Annotated in this window: 12 protein-coding genes; 4 read left to right on the top strand and 8 right to left on the bottom strand. The window is 61.2% G+C overall.

The window, feature by feature from the left end; genetic code table 11:
• Positions 1–197 precede the first annotated feature (197 nt).
• Together ACXR0M_RS12215 and tadA are read left to right on the top strand one after the other, a co-directional pair.
• The gene (locus ACXR0M_RS12215; protein WP_458832107.1) at positions 198–1,574 is read left to right on the top strand and encodes a multicopper oxidase family protein; all 1,377 of its coding nucleotides are present in this window, start codon (positions 198–200) and stop codon (positions 1,572–1,574) included.
• Positions 1,574–2,071: a tRNA adenosine(34) deaminase TadA gene (gene tadA / locus ACXR0M_RS12220; RefSeq protein ID WP_458832108.1), complete on the top strand. Its 498-nt coding sequence runs from the start codon at positions 1,574–1,576 to the stop codon at positions 2,069–2,071. Before ACXR0M_RS12215 ends, tadA begins: the two co-directional genes overlap by 1 nt.
• A gap of 128 nt (positions 2,072–2,199) precedes the next feature.
• On the opposite strand, the gene cmoB is transcribed toward tadA, so the two are convergent.
• From cmoB to ACXR0M_RS12260, 8 genes are all read right to left on the bottom strand, one after another.
• A complete protein-coding gene (gene cmoB, locus ACXR0M_RS12225; protein WP_458832109.1) occupies positions 2,200–3,156 on the bottom strand; it encodes a tRNA 5-methoxyuridine(34)/uridine 5-oxyacetic acid(34) synthase CmoB in 957 nt (318 codons plus the stop codon).
• Positions 3,153–3,932, bottom strand: coding sequence for a carboxy-S-adenosyl-L-methionine synthase CmoA (gene cmoA, locus ACXR0M_RS12230; RefSeq protein ID WP_458832110.1), 780 nt, complete (start codon positions 3,930–3,932; stop codon positions 3,153–3,155). The genes cmoB and cmoA overlap by 4 nt, the downstream gene beginning before the upstream one ends.
• A gap of 208 nt (positions 3,933–4,140) precedes the next feature.
• Positions 4,141–4,776 (bottom strand): lysoplasmalogenase, encoded by a 636-nt coding sequence (locus ACXR0M_RS12235; protein WP_458832111.1) that lies wholly within the window; start codon positions 4,774–4,776, stop codon positions 4,141–4,143.
• A gap of 2 nt (positions 4,777–4,778) precedes the next feature.
• Positions 4,779–5,171, bottom strand: coding sequence for a protease inhibitor I42 family protein (locus tag ACXR0M_RS12240; RefSeq protein WP_458832207.1), 393 nt, complete (start codon positions 5,169–5,171; stop codon positions 4,779–4,781).
• Positions 5,172–5,377: 206 nt separating this feature from the next.
• Positions 5,378–7,795, bottom strand: a complete 2,418-nt coding sequence (gene lon / locus ACXR0M_RS12245; protein ID WP_458832112.1) for an endopeptidase La — start codon at positions 7,793–7,795, stop codon at positions 5,378–5,380.
• 1,030 nt (positions 7,796–8,825) lie between these two features.
• Positions 8,826–9,191: a DUF6124 family protein gene (locus ACXR0M_RS12250; RefSeq protein WP_458832113.1), complete on the bottom strand. Its 366-nt coding sequence runs from the start codon at positions 9,189–9,191 to the stop codon at positions 8,826–8,828.
• Positions 9,192–9,731: 540 nt separating this feature from the next.
• Positions 9,732–12,143 (bottom strand): glucose/quinate/shikimate family membrane-bound PQQ-dependent dehydrogenase, encoded by a 2,412-nt coding sequence (locus tag ACXR0M_RS12255; protein WP_458832114.1) that lies wholly within the window; start codon positions 12,141–12,143, stop codon positions 9,732–9,734.
• A gap of 226 nt (positions 12,144–12,369) precedes the next feature.
• Positions 12,370–13,731: a carbohydrate porin gene (locus ACXR0M_RS12260; RefSeq protein WP_458832115.1), complete on the bottom strand. Its 1,362-nt coding sequence runs from the start codon at positions 13,729–13,731 to the stop codon at positions 12,370–12,372.
• A gap of 322 nt (positions 13,732–14,053) precedes the next feature.
• Here ACXR0M_RS12260 and ACXR0M_RS12265 point away from each other — a divergent pair, with 322 nt between their 5' ends.
• The gene (locus tag ACXR0M_RS12265; RefSeq protein ID WP_003227831.1) at positions 14,054–14,284 is read left to right on the top strand and encodes a VF530 family protein; all 231 of its coding nucleotides are present in this window, start codon (positions 14,054–14,056) and stop codon (positions 14,282–14,284) included.
• A 1-nt stretch (position 14,285) separates the two neighbouring features.
• Positions 14,286–14,924, top strand: a complete 639-nt coding sequence (locus ACXR0M_RS12270; RefSeq protein ID WP_458832116.1) for a Pr6Pr family membrane protein — start codon at positions 14,286–14,288, stop codon at positions 14,922–14,924.
• Position 14,925 lies beyond the last annotated feature (1 nt).

The raw sequence follows: 14,925 nt of genomic DNA on the forward strand, positions 1-14,925 counted from the left end.
AACGGGCAGTGAGCATGACCCGAAGCCATCAAGCGTATGCACTACCTATTTACTACCTCTCGCGCCCGCAAGTGTGCGAGGGGCATGATCTGCGGCCATCCGCCGCGCCGCCCTTACTGTTTCGCAGTTGCAGGTGTATCGTATTCGCCTTTTGCGGGCGTCCAGGCCCGCCGCAGACACGTGAGGTAGTTGAGTTCATGTCCTTTACCCGTCGCCAAATCCTCGGTGGCCTGGCCGGTCTTGTTGTCGTTGGCGTGGGAGCGGGAGGTGCATCGCGTTACTGGCTGGGCAAGATGGCTGATGCCGATGCCGGGCATGACTACGAGCTGATCGCCGCGCCGCTGGACGTGGAATTGGTGCCGGGGCACAAGACCGAGGCCTGGGCATTCGGCCCGTCGGCGCCGGGCACCGAATTGCGTGTGCGTCAGGGCGAATGGCTGCGGGTGCGCTTCATCAACCACCTGCCGGTCGCCACCACGATTCACTGGCACGGCATCCGCCTGCCGCTGGAAATGGACGGCGTGCCGTACGTCTCGCAGCTGCCGGTATTGCCCGGCGAATACTTCGATTACAAATTCCGCGTGCCGGACGCCGGCAGCTACTGGTATCACCCTCACGTCAGCAGCAGCGAAGAGCTGGGGCGCGGGCTGGTCGGGCCGTTGATCGTCGAAGAGCGCGAGCCGACCGGTTTCAAGTATGAAAAGACCTTGAGCCTGAAGAACTGGCACATCGACGACGAGGGCAATTTCGTCGAGTTCAGCATCCCGCGCGAAGCGGCCCGTGGTGGTACGGCGGGGCGGCTGTCGACCATCAATGGCGTGCCTGCGCCGGTGATCGAGTTGCCGGCGGGTCAGATCACTCGGGTGCGCCTGCTCAACCTCGACAACACTCTGACCTATCGCATCAACATTCCCGGCGTCGAAGCGCAGATTTACGCGCTGGACGGCAACCCGGTCGAACCACGCCCGTTGGGCAAGGAATACTGGCTCGGTCCGGGCATGCGCATCTGTCTGGCGATCAAGGCGCCGCCGGCCGGTGAAGAGCTGTCGCTGCGTAACGGCCCGGTGCGCCTCGGCACCCTGCGCTCGGTGGCCAACGACGATGCACCCACCGACTGGCCGAAAGCGCTACCCGCGAACCCGGTGGCCGAGCCGGATCTGGCAAATGCGGAGAAACTCAACTTCAATTTCGAATGGGTCGGTTCGGTGTCGGTCAACGTCGATAACGGCAAGCCACCGAGCCTGTGGCAGATCAACGGCAAGGCCTGGGACATCACCGACAAGACCTGCGCCGATCGGCCGATTGCCAGCCTGAAACTGGGTCAGAGTTACATCTTCGAACTGAAGAACATGACCCAGTACCAGCACCCGATCCACCTGCACGGCATGAGTTTCAAGGTGATTGCGTCGAACCGGCACAAGATCATCCCGTACTTCACCGACACCTATCTGCTGGGCAAGAACGAGCGCGCGCAAGTGGCGCTGGTGGCGGATAACCCGGGAGTATGGATGTTCCATTGTCATGTGATCGACCACATGGAAACCGGCCTGATGGCCGCCATCGAGGTGAAGTGATGCGCCAGATTCGCCCGGCGGCGATCATCGACCGCAGCCGCGACCGTGACTTCATGCGTGAAGCCCTGGCCCTTGCTGCACAAGGCGCAGCCCTCGGCGAGGTGCCGGTGGGCGCGGTGCTGGTGCAGGATGGCGAGATCATCGGGCGTGGCTTCAATTGCCCGATCAGCACCAGCGACCCGAGTGCTCATGCGGAAATGGTCGCGATCCGTGCCGCCGCCCAGGCCGTTGATAACTACCGCCTGCCGGGCAGCACGCTGTATGTGACGCTGGAGCCGTGCAGCATGTGCGCCGGGCTGATCGTGCATTCGCGGGTTGCTCGGGTGGTGTATGGCGCGCTGGAGCCGAAAGCCGGGATTGTGCAGAGTCAGGGGCAGTTCTTTACTCAGGGCTTTTTGAATCACCGGGTGCTGTATGAAGGCGGGGTGCTGGCGGAGGAATGTGGGGCGGTGCTGACCGGGTTTTTCAGGGCGCGGCGCGCGAAACCCGTTGAGTAAAAACCAAACAAATGTGGGAGCGGGCTTGCTCGCGAAGAGGGGTGCCAGTCGACATTGATGTACCTGACACATCGCCTTCGCGAGCAAGCCCGCTCCCACAGGGGATCTCCTTTTTCTGGAGATTGGGGTTATTTCTTCGCGACGATTACGGCGCGCATCGGCGCCGGCAGCCCTTCGATCGTCTTGCTGTGATCTTGCGGATCGAGGAAATCACTCAACGACTGATACTTCATCCACTCGGTACTGCGCTGTTCTTCGACCGTCGTCGTGCTCACATCTACGCAACGAACATCGCTGAAACCTGCGCGGCGCAGCCACAACTCCAGCGCCGGCACCGACGGCAGGAACCACACGTTGCGCATCTGCGCGTAACGGTCCTCCGGCACCAGCACCTGATGCTTGTCGCCCTCAACCACCAGTGTTTCCAGCACCAGTTCGCCACCCTTGACCAGGCAGTCCTTGAGCGCCAGCAAATGCTCGATCGGTGAGCGACGGTGGTAGAACACGCCCATGGAGAACACCGTGTCGAAACCTTCGAGGTTCGGCGGCAGGTCTTCGAACGGGAATGGCAGGTGCCAGGCGTTCGGCTCGGACAGGTAACGCTGCACCGCCTGGAACTGGCAGAAGAACAGCCAGTTCGGATCGACGCCGATCACGCTGTCGGCCCCGGCGCCGAGCATGCGCCACATGTAGTAGCCATTGCCACAACCAACGTCGAGGATGCGTTTGCCCTTCAGATCCAGATGCGGAGCGACCCGCGACCACTTCCAGTCCGAGCGCCATTCGGTATCGACGTGCACGCCGAACAGATCGAACGGGCCTTTGCGCCACGGCGACAGGCCCATCAGCGCGGTACGCATCTGCGCGCGGGTGGCGTCGTCGCAGTCGGTGTCGAGTTTCAGGCCATTGAGCAGATCGATCTCACTCGGCTGCAGCTTCGGCAACGCGTCCAGCGCACTTTGCCAGCGCTCCAGATCGCCGTGGCCCTTCTCCATTTTCTTGTCGAGTTGCACTTGCAGGGTGTTGGCCCAGTCGGCCAGCGGGGTACCGGCCAGACGGCGGGCGAGGGGGGACAGATCAATCATGGCAAGGCAATCAACGAGGCAAAGTTAAGACACTGGAACCACGGCACGACTTTCGAGAACCCGGCGGCCAGCAGGCGTTCGCGGTGTTCTTCGAGGCTGTCGGGCTTCATGACGTTTTCGATGGCGCTGCGCTTCTGGGCAATTTCCAGTTCGCTGTAGCCGTTGGCGCGTTTGAACGCGACGTGCAGATCGGTGAGCAGCGCGTGCTCTTCAGCATCGTTGAAGCGCAGCTTCTCCGACAGAATCAGCGCACCGCCGGGCAGCAGCGATTGGTGAATGCGCGACAGCAACGCGGTGCGCTGCTCGGGGGCGATAAATTGCAGGGTGAAATTCAGCGCTACCACCGAGGCCGGTTTGAACTCGAGGGCGAGGATGTCGCCTTCGATCACCTCGACCGGCAGCAACTCCTGAAACATCGAATCCTGACCGTTGAGGTATTCGCGGCAGCGCTCGACCATCGCCGCCGAGTTATCCACAGCGATCACCCGGCAACCGTCGGTGCGCACGTGACGACGCAGGGCCTGGGTCACCGCACCGAGCGAAGCGCCGAGGTCGTACAGCACGCTGCTCGGCTGGGCGAACTGCGCGGCGAGCACGCCGAGGTTTTCCACGATGGTCGGGTAACCCGGCACCGAACGCTTGATCATGTCCGGAAACACCCGCACCACGTCCTCGTTAAAGGCGAAGTCAGGCACCTGGGCCATCGGCTGGGCGAAAATGCGATCGGGTTCTTTGCTCACGGCGGTTCCGGCGGTGTCGGTGGAAAAGGCCGGCATTTTAGCCAAAAGGGCGCGGGGATGCTTGGGTTGTCTGATAAACCGCCGCCCGCCCGTGTGGAATGCACAACTGTGGCGAGGGGATTTATCCCCGATCGGCTGCGCAGCAGTCGTAGTACCGGTGCTGGCGGTTCACTTGCTGTACGCGGATTGTCTATTTGAGGCCTGCTTCGCAGTCCATCGGGGATAAATCCCCTCACTACACGGATTAGCGGTGTTTTGGGGAAAAGGCCGAGGCGGCAATACCCCACTGACCCAGCCAGTAACTGAGGATGATCACGTACGGCGCAGCCTGAAACGGCGCGACGAAGCGGTCGATACCGATCACGCTGTCCGAGAACACGAACGCCACCGCACCCGCTGCCGCCAGTAACGCTGAACGCCGGGGCACATCGCTGCCGAGGCGGGCGAGGGCGCGCCAGAGCATGGCGCTGATCGCCGTGCCATAGACAATCACTGGCACCAGTAACGGCCCCAATCCACTGGAAATCAAAATCCCCAATAGCACCGCGCCTACACCGAGCGCGAGCACCAGCGGCAGGAGCGCCAGACGTTTGCAATCGCTGAGGTAAGCCTTGAGGTACGCCAGATGCGCCAGCAGAAACGCACCGAGGCCAAACACAAACAGATCCCCCGGCCACGCCAGCAACACGTCACCGAACACAGAGAAAATCAGCCCCAGACTGATCCAGCGCCGATACTCACTCGGCGGCGCGTCATGCAGCCAGCCGAGCAGCGCGAGAACGGGCAACGGTTTGACCAACAGGCACAGCAGCGCAGCATGGGTGCTGACGCCGTAGAGGAACGTCACCGCGCCCATCAGTGCCAGAATCAGCCAGCCCACGATCAGTTCACCGAAATGGCGCAGTCGAAGGTTTCTGCCGGTTCAACTTCCGGTTCCCACGGCTGCTGCGAAGTCAGACGCAAACGGCCTGTCCCCGTTGCGAAAGCCTGGAAGCGCCAAGTTGAAAAACCACCCGCGCCGACCATGCCGGAATCTTTCGGGCTGCTGTAAACCTCTGGGCTCAGTGCGTGCAACACGCCGCCAGCAGAATCCTGAATGGCCCAGCGATAGCCGGTGGTGGGATTGCTTGGCAGCATCACTATCAGGTTCTGCCCCTTGGTTAGGCGCACCGGGCATTCGCTCTGTTGTTCCACGGTCACGTTCTGGTTCGGTTGCGAGGCGCAGGCGGCCAGCAGAGAGAGGGCGAGGGGGACAAACAGGCGAGTGGGGGACATAAAGACAGCAGCTCCGGTGTTCACGACGAACGGCGAGCATAACTGAAGATGAGACAAAGTGTGACGGTCGGGCATTCAGCACTGACGCCTTCGCTAGCAAGCCAGCTCCCACAGAGTTTTGTGGTGAACACAGGATTTGTGAACACATTGGACACTGTGGGAGCTGGCTTGCCAGCGATAGCTGTACTTCAGGCACTACAGGATGATCAGAACAACACCTTCGCCACATCCGCAAACTTCTTGGCGAAATGCACCGTAATGCCTTCCTTCAAATAATCCGGCAATTCCTCAAAGTTGCCCCGGTTCGGTTCCGGCAAGATCAACTCGAAGATCTTCTGCCGCCGCGCCGCGATCACCTTCTCGCGCACCCCGCCAATCGGCAGCACATGCCCGGTCAGGGTCAGTTCGCCGGTCATCGCCACGCCTTTTTTCGGCGGCTGGTTGCGGGCGAGCGAGAGCAGGGCACTGGCCATGGTCACGCCGGCGCTTGGGCCGTCTTTCGGGGTTGCGCCTTCCGGTACGTGCAGGTGAACGAAAGCTTCGTCGAAAAATTTCGGATCGCCGCCAAATGCCTTCAGGTGCGAGCTGACGTAGCTGTAAGCGATCTCCGCCGACTCCTTCATCACATCGCCCAGTTGCCCGGTGAGTTTGAAGCCACGGTTGAGCGTGTGAATTCGCGTCGCTTCAATCGGCAGGGTCGCGCCGCCCATGCTGGTCCAGGCCAGACCGGTAATCACCCCGGTGCCGGACAGCACCTGCTCGTTGCGGAACACCGGATGACCCAGTGAGGCTTCGAGGTCTTTTGGCCCGAGCTTGATCACCGCTTTCGGGTCTTCGATCAGTTTCATCACCGCTTTGCGCACCAGTTTGCCCATTTGCTTCTCGAGCTGGCGCACCCCGGCCTCACGGGCGTAACCGTCGATCAAGGTCTTGAGCGCGCTGTCGCTGATGCTCAGGCTGCCTTTGGATACGCCGGCCTTTTCCAGCAGTTTCGGCCATAAGTGACGCTTGGCGATGGCGACTTTTTCTTCGGTGATGTAGCCCGACAGGCGAATCACTTCCATCCGGTCCAGCAACGGGCCGGGAATTGAATCGAGGGTGTTGGCGGTGCACACGAACAGGACTTTCGACAGGTCCATGCGCAGGTCCAGATAGTGGTCGAGGAATTCGACGTTCTGTTCCGGGTCCAGGGTTTCCAGCAGCGCCGAGGCCGGGTCGCCCTGGTAGCTCTGGCCCATCTTGTCGATCTCGTCGAGCATGATCACCGGGTTCATCACTTCGACGTCTTTCAACGCCTGCACCAGTTTGCCCGGCTGCGCGCCGATGTAGGTGCGGCGGTGGCCCTTGATCTCGGCTTCGTCGCGCATGCCGCCCAGGCTGAAGCGGTAGAACGGCCGCCCGAGGGATTCGGCGATGGATTTGCCGACGCTGGTTTTACCCACGCCCGGCGGGCCGACCAGCAACACGATGGAGCCGCTGATCTCGCCTTTATAGGCACCGACTGCGAGGAATTCGAGGATGCGGTCCTTGATGTCTTCGAGGCCGGCATGGTGTTTGTCGAGCACCTTGCGCGCGTGCTTGAGGTCGAGTTTGTCCTCGCCGTACACGCCCCACGGCACCGAAGTCGCCCAATCCAGGTAGTTGCGGGTGACCGCGTACTCTGGCGAGCCGGTTTCGAGGATCGACAGCTTGTTCATTTCCTCCTCGAGGCGTTTTTGCACCTGCGCCGGCAGGACTTTACCTTCCAGGCGCTGCTCGAACTGTTCGAGGTCGGCGCTGCGGTCGTCCTTGGTCAGGCCCAGTTCCTGCTGGATGACCTTCAGTTGTTCTTTCAGGAAGAACTCGCGCTGGTGCTCGCCGATCTTGCGATTGACCTCGGCAGAGATTTCTTTTTGCAGACGCGCGACTTCGACTTCCTTGCGCAGCATCGGCAGGACTTTTTCCATGCGCTTGAGCATCGGCACGCAGTCGAGCACTTCCTGCAGCTCCGGGCCGGTGGCCGAGGTCAGGGCGGCGGCGAAGTCGGTCAGCGGTGAGGGATCGTTGGGGCTGAAGCGGTTGAGGTAGTTCTTCAGCTCTTCGCTGTACAGCGGGTTGAGCGGCAGCAGTTCCTTGATCGCGTTGATCAGCGCCATGCCGTAGGCCTTGACCTCGTCGGTCGGCTCGGTCGGCTGGTGCGGGTATTCGACTTCAACCAGATACGGCGGACGATGGTGCTTGAGCCAGGTCTTGATGCGGACGCGGCTCAGGCCCTGGGCGACGAATTGCAGCTTGCCGTTTTCGCGGCTGGCGTGGTGCACCTTGACCAGGGTGCCGTATTGCGGCAGGGCTTTGGTGTCGAAATGGCGCGGGTCTTCCTGGGGCGTGTCCATGAAGAACAGGGCCAGGGAGTGGTGTTCGGATTTGCTCACCAGATCCAGGGTTTCGGCCCACGGTTCTTCGTTGACGATGACCGGCAGCACCTGTGCCGGGAAGAACGGGCGATTGTGGATCGGGATGACGTAAACCTTGTCCGGCAGGTTCTGGCCGGGCAGGGCGAGGCCCTTGCCGGACGAAGTGTGTTCGATGTGTTCGGCTGCGGTGTAATCGTCGGGATTGTCCGGGAATTCTTGCTGGTCGCTCATTGGGGCACCTGCGCAATGGGGTATGGGTCTTAGATGGGGCGCAGGTTTGGTGGTTTCAATGGTCGGGGGTGTTTCTGCTTGTGTTCAGGGTTTTGACAGGGAGGCTGGCTTTGGACTTGGCGGCCTTTGGGCCGACCATGCTCCTGGGTTTTGGGTGAATATCCGTTTCTGCGGGTGTTGCTGCTGGCGGTTTCGCCCTTACGGCGACTCACTTTTTTTACAAACGCCTAAAAAAAGTAAGCAAAAAAACGCTTGCTCCTGCGTCCGGCCCACTCGCTGGGGCTCGGGGTCGCTTCGCTGCGGGATCGATCCGGGCGCAGCGTCTACGGTTTGCTTCGCTGCACCTCCTCTCGCTGTGTTTGGCTTCGCCAAACGGTCGCTGCGCTCCCACCCCCGGATCAATCCCTCCACTCAGCCTCCCGACGTCGCCCGTGGATCAAGATCAAGAGCTGCAGCCGAGCTAACGCTCATCCTGTTGAGTGGGGCGGCTCTGCCGCGTGGGTTGTACGCAGATCAAAATGGTAGGAGTGAGCCTGCTCGCGAAGGCGGCCTGACAGCCGACCTGATTCTTCAGGTTGAACCCATCCCCTGTAGGAGCTGCCGAAGGCTGCGATCTTTTGATCTTGCTCTTGTGTTTGCAGGAGCGGGCTTGCTCGCGATGATGGTCTGCCAGCCGACCTGTCTCTGGCGGGTGAACTCGCTTCAAATGTAGGAGCTGCCGAAGGCTGCGATCTTTTGATCTTGCTCTTGTTTTTGCAGGAGCAGGCTTGCTCGCGATGATGGTCTGCCAGCCGACCTGTCTCTGGCGGGTGAACTCGCTTCAAATGTAGGAGCTGCCGAAGGCTGCGATCTTTTGATCTTGCTTTTGTTTTTGCAGGAGCAGGCTTGCTCGCGATGATGGCCTGTCAACCGACCTGTCTCTGGCGGGTGAACTCGCTTCAAATGTAGGAGCTGCCGAAGGCTGCGATCTTTTGATTTTAAAAATCCCGATCAATAGATCGCAGTCTTCGGCAGCTCCTACAGGTCGGTGTCAGCTTTGGGTGGGGTGTTCGTGGTTATCCAGTACGCGATTCACTGCCAGTTCGGCGAGCATGATGATTTGCTGGATCGCCAGAATCGTCTGTCGCTGCGGGCTATCCACGTAGGCGGCAATGTCGCTGGCCATGATGCTCGCCGAGGCCAGCGATTCGCAGGCGTGGACCAGCAGGCTCTCGTTGTCTTGATCGGGGGCGACCTGGAACATGGTGCTGGGCTTGTGGAAGCGCAGGGTCAGGGCGTTGGGTTTCAGGTAGTGGTCCAGCGCTCGTTCGGCGGCGTCGTGGAATCTTTTTGAGCCGGGGAATTCGTAGGGTGTGGTGTCGTCCGCTGCAGGCGGATTGGGGGTGGGTTTGATCATGGTGAAACTCCGAATGAGAAGTGGAGCTGCCACAGATCGCCGCGACGCGAAAAGGGAGGCAGCTGTACGCAGGTTCGCGGACCGAGCCATTCGGCAATCTCGGCATACCCGAGGGTATCCCGCGCACAGCCACCATCAAACCAAACAACAAGCACCTGAGCGCTCCCGTTTGGGCCGGCGATTATGCATCAAATCGAATGAACTGCTCGGGCCGCGACGCCCGTTCGCTGAATTTGCAGCGACCCTCAGAGCCTATCCAGCCCATTTCCGAGGCACAACCGACGCGACTTGTGGGAAAAACTTCGTGCAGTCACCAGTATTTGTAGGACGAGCACATTTCCCACAGCCCGGCACATCTCAAACTGTGGGAGCTGGCTTGCCAGCGATGGCGGTCTATCAGCCGGCCTATTTGCTGTCTGGCCCACCGCTATCGCTGGCAAGCCAGCTCCCACAGGGTTCTCAGGTGTATGCAGAAACGGCGGGCACAAAAAGGCGATGCCCCTCACGGGACATCGCCTTTTTATTTGCCGCCGGTAAAACTTATTCCGGCAATTTGTAGGCAATCACGTAGTCACCCATTTTGGTGCCCAGCGAGCCGTGGCCACCGACCACCAGCAGAACGTATTGCTTGCCGTCCTTGCCGGTGTAGGTCATCGGGGTCGCTTGACCACCCGCAGGCAGGCGCGATTTCCACAGTTCCTTACCGGTATTCACGTCGTAGGCGCGCAGGTACTGGTCGAGGGTGCCGCTGAGGAAGCCGACGCCGCCCGCAGTGACAATCGAGCCGCCCATGCTTGGCACGCCGAGGGTGAAGCCGATCGGGATCGGCGAGCTGTCGCGGCTGGTGCCGTTCTTGCGTTTCCACACGACTTTGCCGGTGGTCAGGTCGATACCGGCGACGTAGCCCCAGGCCGGGGCCTGGCACGGTACGCCCAGTGGCGACATGAACGGGTGCATGATCACCGCGTAAGGCGCGCCGGTGTTCGGTTGCACGCCAGCGGTTTCGCTCTCGCGCTTGCTGCCGGCGGCGACTTTCTCGCGTGGCACCATTTTCGAGACGAAAGCCATGTAGTTCGGGCTGGTGAACAGCATCTGGCGAACCGGATCGACCGACACGCCGCCCCAGTTGAACACGCCAACGTTACCCGGGTAGATCAGGCTGCCCTGTTCCGACGGTGGAGTGTACTGGCCTTCGTAGCGCAGTTCCTTGAACTGGATGCGGCACAGCATCTGGTCGAACGGGCTGGCGCCCCACATGGCTTTTTCGGTCAGTTCCGGGGCCAGCAGGTTGAGGTCCGAACGGGCCTGGGTCGGTGCGGTGTGATCGCCTTTCACGGCGCCTTGCGGTACCGGGATTTCGCGGATCGGAATGATCGGTGTGCCGTCACGACGGTCGAGGACGTACAGGCTGCCCTGTTTGGTCGGAGCGATCAGTGCCGGTTTCACGCCGTCGGCGGTTTTCATGTCGAGCAGGGTTGGCTGGCTGCCAACGTCCATGTCCCACAGGTCGTGATGCGTGAACTGGTAGTTCCAGCGCACTTTACCGGTAGCCAGATCCAGCGCCACGATGCCGGCGCTGAATTTCTCGGCGCCCGGAGTGCGATCGGCGCCCCACTGGTCCGGGGTCTGGTTGCCCAGTGGCAGGAAGACCATGCCGAGTTTTTCGTCGACGCTGGCCAGCGACCACATGTTGGCCGAGTTGCGGCTATAGGTTTCACCCGGCGCCAATGGCTCGGTGGCGTCTGGCTTGTCGCTGTCCCAGTTCCACACCAGGTGACCGTCGCGCACGTCGAAGGCGCGGATCACGCCCGATGGCTCGTTGGTCGATTCGTTGTCGGTGACGTGACCGCCCATGATCACCAGATCACGGGTAATCGCCGCAGGCGAGGTGGAGTAGTAGCCACCGGCGGTGAACGGGCCGATGCCTTGGGTCAGGTCAACCACGCCATTTTTGCCGAAGCCTTCGCAGATCTTGCCGGTGTCGGCGTTCAGTGCGATCAGACGGGCATCTGCGGTTGGCAGGTACAGGCGACGCGGGCAGGCCTGAGCAACGGCTTTGCCGGCTTCGGAGATTACTGCCGACGCAGGGTTTTCAGACTTGGCGTAAGCGGCTTCGTCGTAGTACGACACGCCACGGCAGGTCATGTGGGCGAAGCCCTTGAAGCCCACCGGGCTCTTGATCTGCGGGTCGAAACGCCAGATTTCCTTGCCGGTGTCCGGGTCCAGCGCCAGCACTTTGCTGTGCGCGGTGCAGGCATAGAGCATGCCGTTGGCTTTGAGCGGGGTGTTTTCGTTGGTCAGCTCGACCGGGTCATCGGCCGTCGGCAGGTCGCCGGTCTGGATGCGCCAGGCTTCTTGCAGCTTGCCGACGTTGGCCGGGGTGATCTGCTTCAGCGGCGAGTAACGGTCACCGAATTCGCTGCGGCCGTAGGCTTGCCAGTCGCCATCAGGCATCTGCGGCGCGGTGCTGGTCATGTCCGCGGTGTCGCGGCCCAGCTCGCCAAAGGTTTCGCCCGGATGGGTGAACAGGCTGGCCAGGGCGGTGACGCCGGCCAGTACCACGGCGACGGTCAGGCCACCGGTGCCCATTGGCGCCGGGCCGTTGAGCAACAGCGGACGGCGGAACCACGGCAGCAGCATCACCAGGCCGAGGACGAACCACAGCGCCAGACGCGGCACCAGTTGCCACCAGTCCAGACCGACTTCCCACAGCGCCCAGACGGTGCTGGCGAACAGCACGATGGCGTACAGGCCCAGCGCCGCGCGACGACGCAGCAGCATCAGGATGCCGGACAGGGCGATGCCGATACCGGCCAGCAGGTAGTACAGCGAGCCACCGAGCATGCTCAGTTTGACTCCCCCGGCCAGCATGGCCAGGCCCATCAGTAGAAGCAGAATGCCGAGCAGGCTCGGTAGCAGACGGCCCCGACTCGAAGCACTTTCGGTGCTCATAGTGTGATTCTCCGTGACGTTTATGTAGTCCCGCGCTGTAGTCACTTTAGATGACGATTGGGCGCAGGGATGGTTCAGATAAAACCGGTGTAACTGACGAAACTCATAAAATCCCCTGTGGGAGCGGGCTTGCTCGCGAAAGCGTCGTGTCAGTCGATGCATCCGTTTTCTGACACACCGCCTTCGCGAGCAAGCCCGCTCCCACCTTTGGGATTTGCGTAGATTTTTAGAACGACGACTGGATCTTGATCCCGCCGATCAGGGCGTCGTCGACGTTGTTCACGCCACCGGGATGGCGGATGTATTGCAGGTTAGGGCGCACGGTCAGCCAGTTGGCGACATGCACGCCGTAATAGAGCTCGGCGCTGTATTCGGTGTCCTGCGGCGGCAGGAAAGAGGGATCGTCATAGTCGTAGACCGCGTGCGCCTGATTGCTCGCCTCGGCGTTCTTGCGAAAGGCCGGGTTGACGTGCACGCGGGCCAGGGCGAAACCGATGTCGTCCTTGGCGCGGGCGTCGAACGGGCCTTTGTAGACCACGCCGGCCTGCACGTAGTTGTCGATCGCGTTGGTTTTCTTGTCGTGCATCGTCGCGTTGGCGAACACGCTCAGGCCGCGCGAATGATCGCTGGCCAGGCTGGTGACTTGCTGTTGCGCGCCGAACCACACGCCGTGCTTGCTCGACGCGCTGCGGTAGGCTTCGCCGCTCAGTGCGGCGGGCTGGCCGTTCTGGTCTTTATAGACGTCAGAGGCCTTGGCGCTGCTGTAGTAATAGCCGGCGCGGTATTCGCCCGGCAGCCCGTTGAGCTTTGGCGTCCACACCAACTCCACCGGCAACACCGCGCCCTGGGTGCCGCTGCCGCTGAGTTTGAAGCCGTTGCCGTGATCGAGGTTCGACGGGTTCTGCTCGTAGGCGCCGACCTGCGCGTACAGCTCCGGGGTCAGGTGATATTTGACCCGCAGCGCCCACTGGCTGACCGGCCAGTTGTACCAGATGCCACCGACCCAGTTGCCGACCTGCGAGCCGCAGAACGCCAGGTTCTGGAAGTCGCAGGGGAAGCTGTTGAAATCTTCGCCTTCGCCGAAGCGGCCGAGCTTGATGTCGAGCTTCTGGTCGAAGAATTTCTGCTGGTACCACATCTGCGTCAGGCGCGTGGTCTGGCCACGGCCCCAGACTTCCTGTGCCGAGGTGAAGCCGCCGACGCGCGGATCGTTGATCCGGTCGTTGCTGATGTTGTTGCCGCTGCGCTTGGTGATGGTCAGTTGAAATTCGGCGTCGTCCCAGCCGAGGATCTTCTGCAGGTCCAGGTGCGTGCCGAGGCCGAACTGGTCGCTGTAGCGCGCGGTGCGATCGTGGTCGTAGCCGCCGTGCAGGTTGCTGCCCATTTCGCCGGTGTAATCGAGTTTGAAGTCGTAGCCTTTTTCCGAGAGTTCGGTGCGCGTGCCGTTCCAGTCACCGAGCATCCACGGTGAGTCGCTGTCGAAGGCGGGAGCCGCTTGGGCATAGCTGGCGAGGCCGAGCGCGGTGCAGCCGCCGAGCAGGCGCAACGCTGAGATAGCGCTGTCTCGGGAGAAGGAAAAGTCAGGCATGGATCAGTCTTTTTTTGATGTTTTCTGGGGGTAAACCGAGCGCTTCAATTTGACGCAGGCAGTGAAGCGGTTCAGCTGAAGGGCGGCAGGATAATGATCTGTAACAAAAAGACAAAGGGCTTTTGCAGACATGCAGCTTTTCGCAATCTGTAACAGTGGCAAAAGATCGCAGCCTGCGGCAGCTCCTGGAGGGGGTCGCATTCCAATGCAGGCGCTGCGATCTGTTGCTGCTGATCTACATTTGCAGGAACCCCTTCCACCGCAGTCCCCCCTCGGCTAAGGTGCGCGCCTTGTGCATTTTTCCACCGTCCAAAGGCCTGGCATGAACGACCACACTCCCGATCCGCTGCATGGCGTAACCCTCGAACAGATCCTCAATGCGCTGGTGGCGCATTACGAGTGGTCGGGGTTGGCCGAGCGCATCGATATCCGCTGCTTCAAGAGCGATCCGAGCATCAAGTCGAGCCTGACCTTCCTGCGTAAAACCCCGTGGGCGCGGGAGAAGGTCGAGCGCTTGTACGTAAAACTGATGCGCACCAAGCGTCCGCTCTGAGATGGCCGCCGTATCGCGGCGACGCTTGCTGACGTTGATCGCCTGTCTCGGCTGGGTCGGACTGAGCATTCAGCTGTACCTGATTTTCTTCGCGCGGCTGAGCGTCGATGCCAGCTTGCTGGGCGGGCTGGTGAGTTTCTTCAGTTACTTCACGGTAATCACCAACACCCTGGTGGCGAGCGTGCTGACCTGCGCAGTCAGCCGCCGCGAATCCGCTGCACAGCGCTGGTTTCTGCAACCGTGGGTCAGCAGCGGGATAGCCGTCAGCATTGTGCTGGTCGGTCTGGCCTACAGCGTTTTGCTACGACATTTGTGGCATCCGCAGGGCTGGCAGTTTATCGCTGACGAATTGCTCCACGACGTGATGCCGCTGCTGTTTCTCGGCTACTGGTGGTGCTGCGTGCCCAAGGGCACATTGCGCCTGTGGCACCTGCCGCTGTGGCTGATTTATCCGCTGGTGTATTTCATCTACGCCTTGCTGCGCGGGCATCTGCTCGGCGCGTATGCGTATCCGTTCATTGATGTGGCGACGCTGGGTTATCCACAGGTGTTCATCAATGCCGGGGGGATATTGGTGGGGTTTGTGTTGATCGGGTTGCTGGTGATTGGCCTGGATCGTTGGCGCTCAGCGTGGCATTGAA

The organism is Pseudomonas sp. Eth.TT006, from assembly GCF_054456575.1.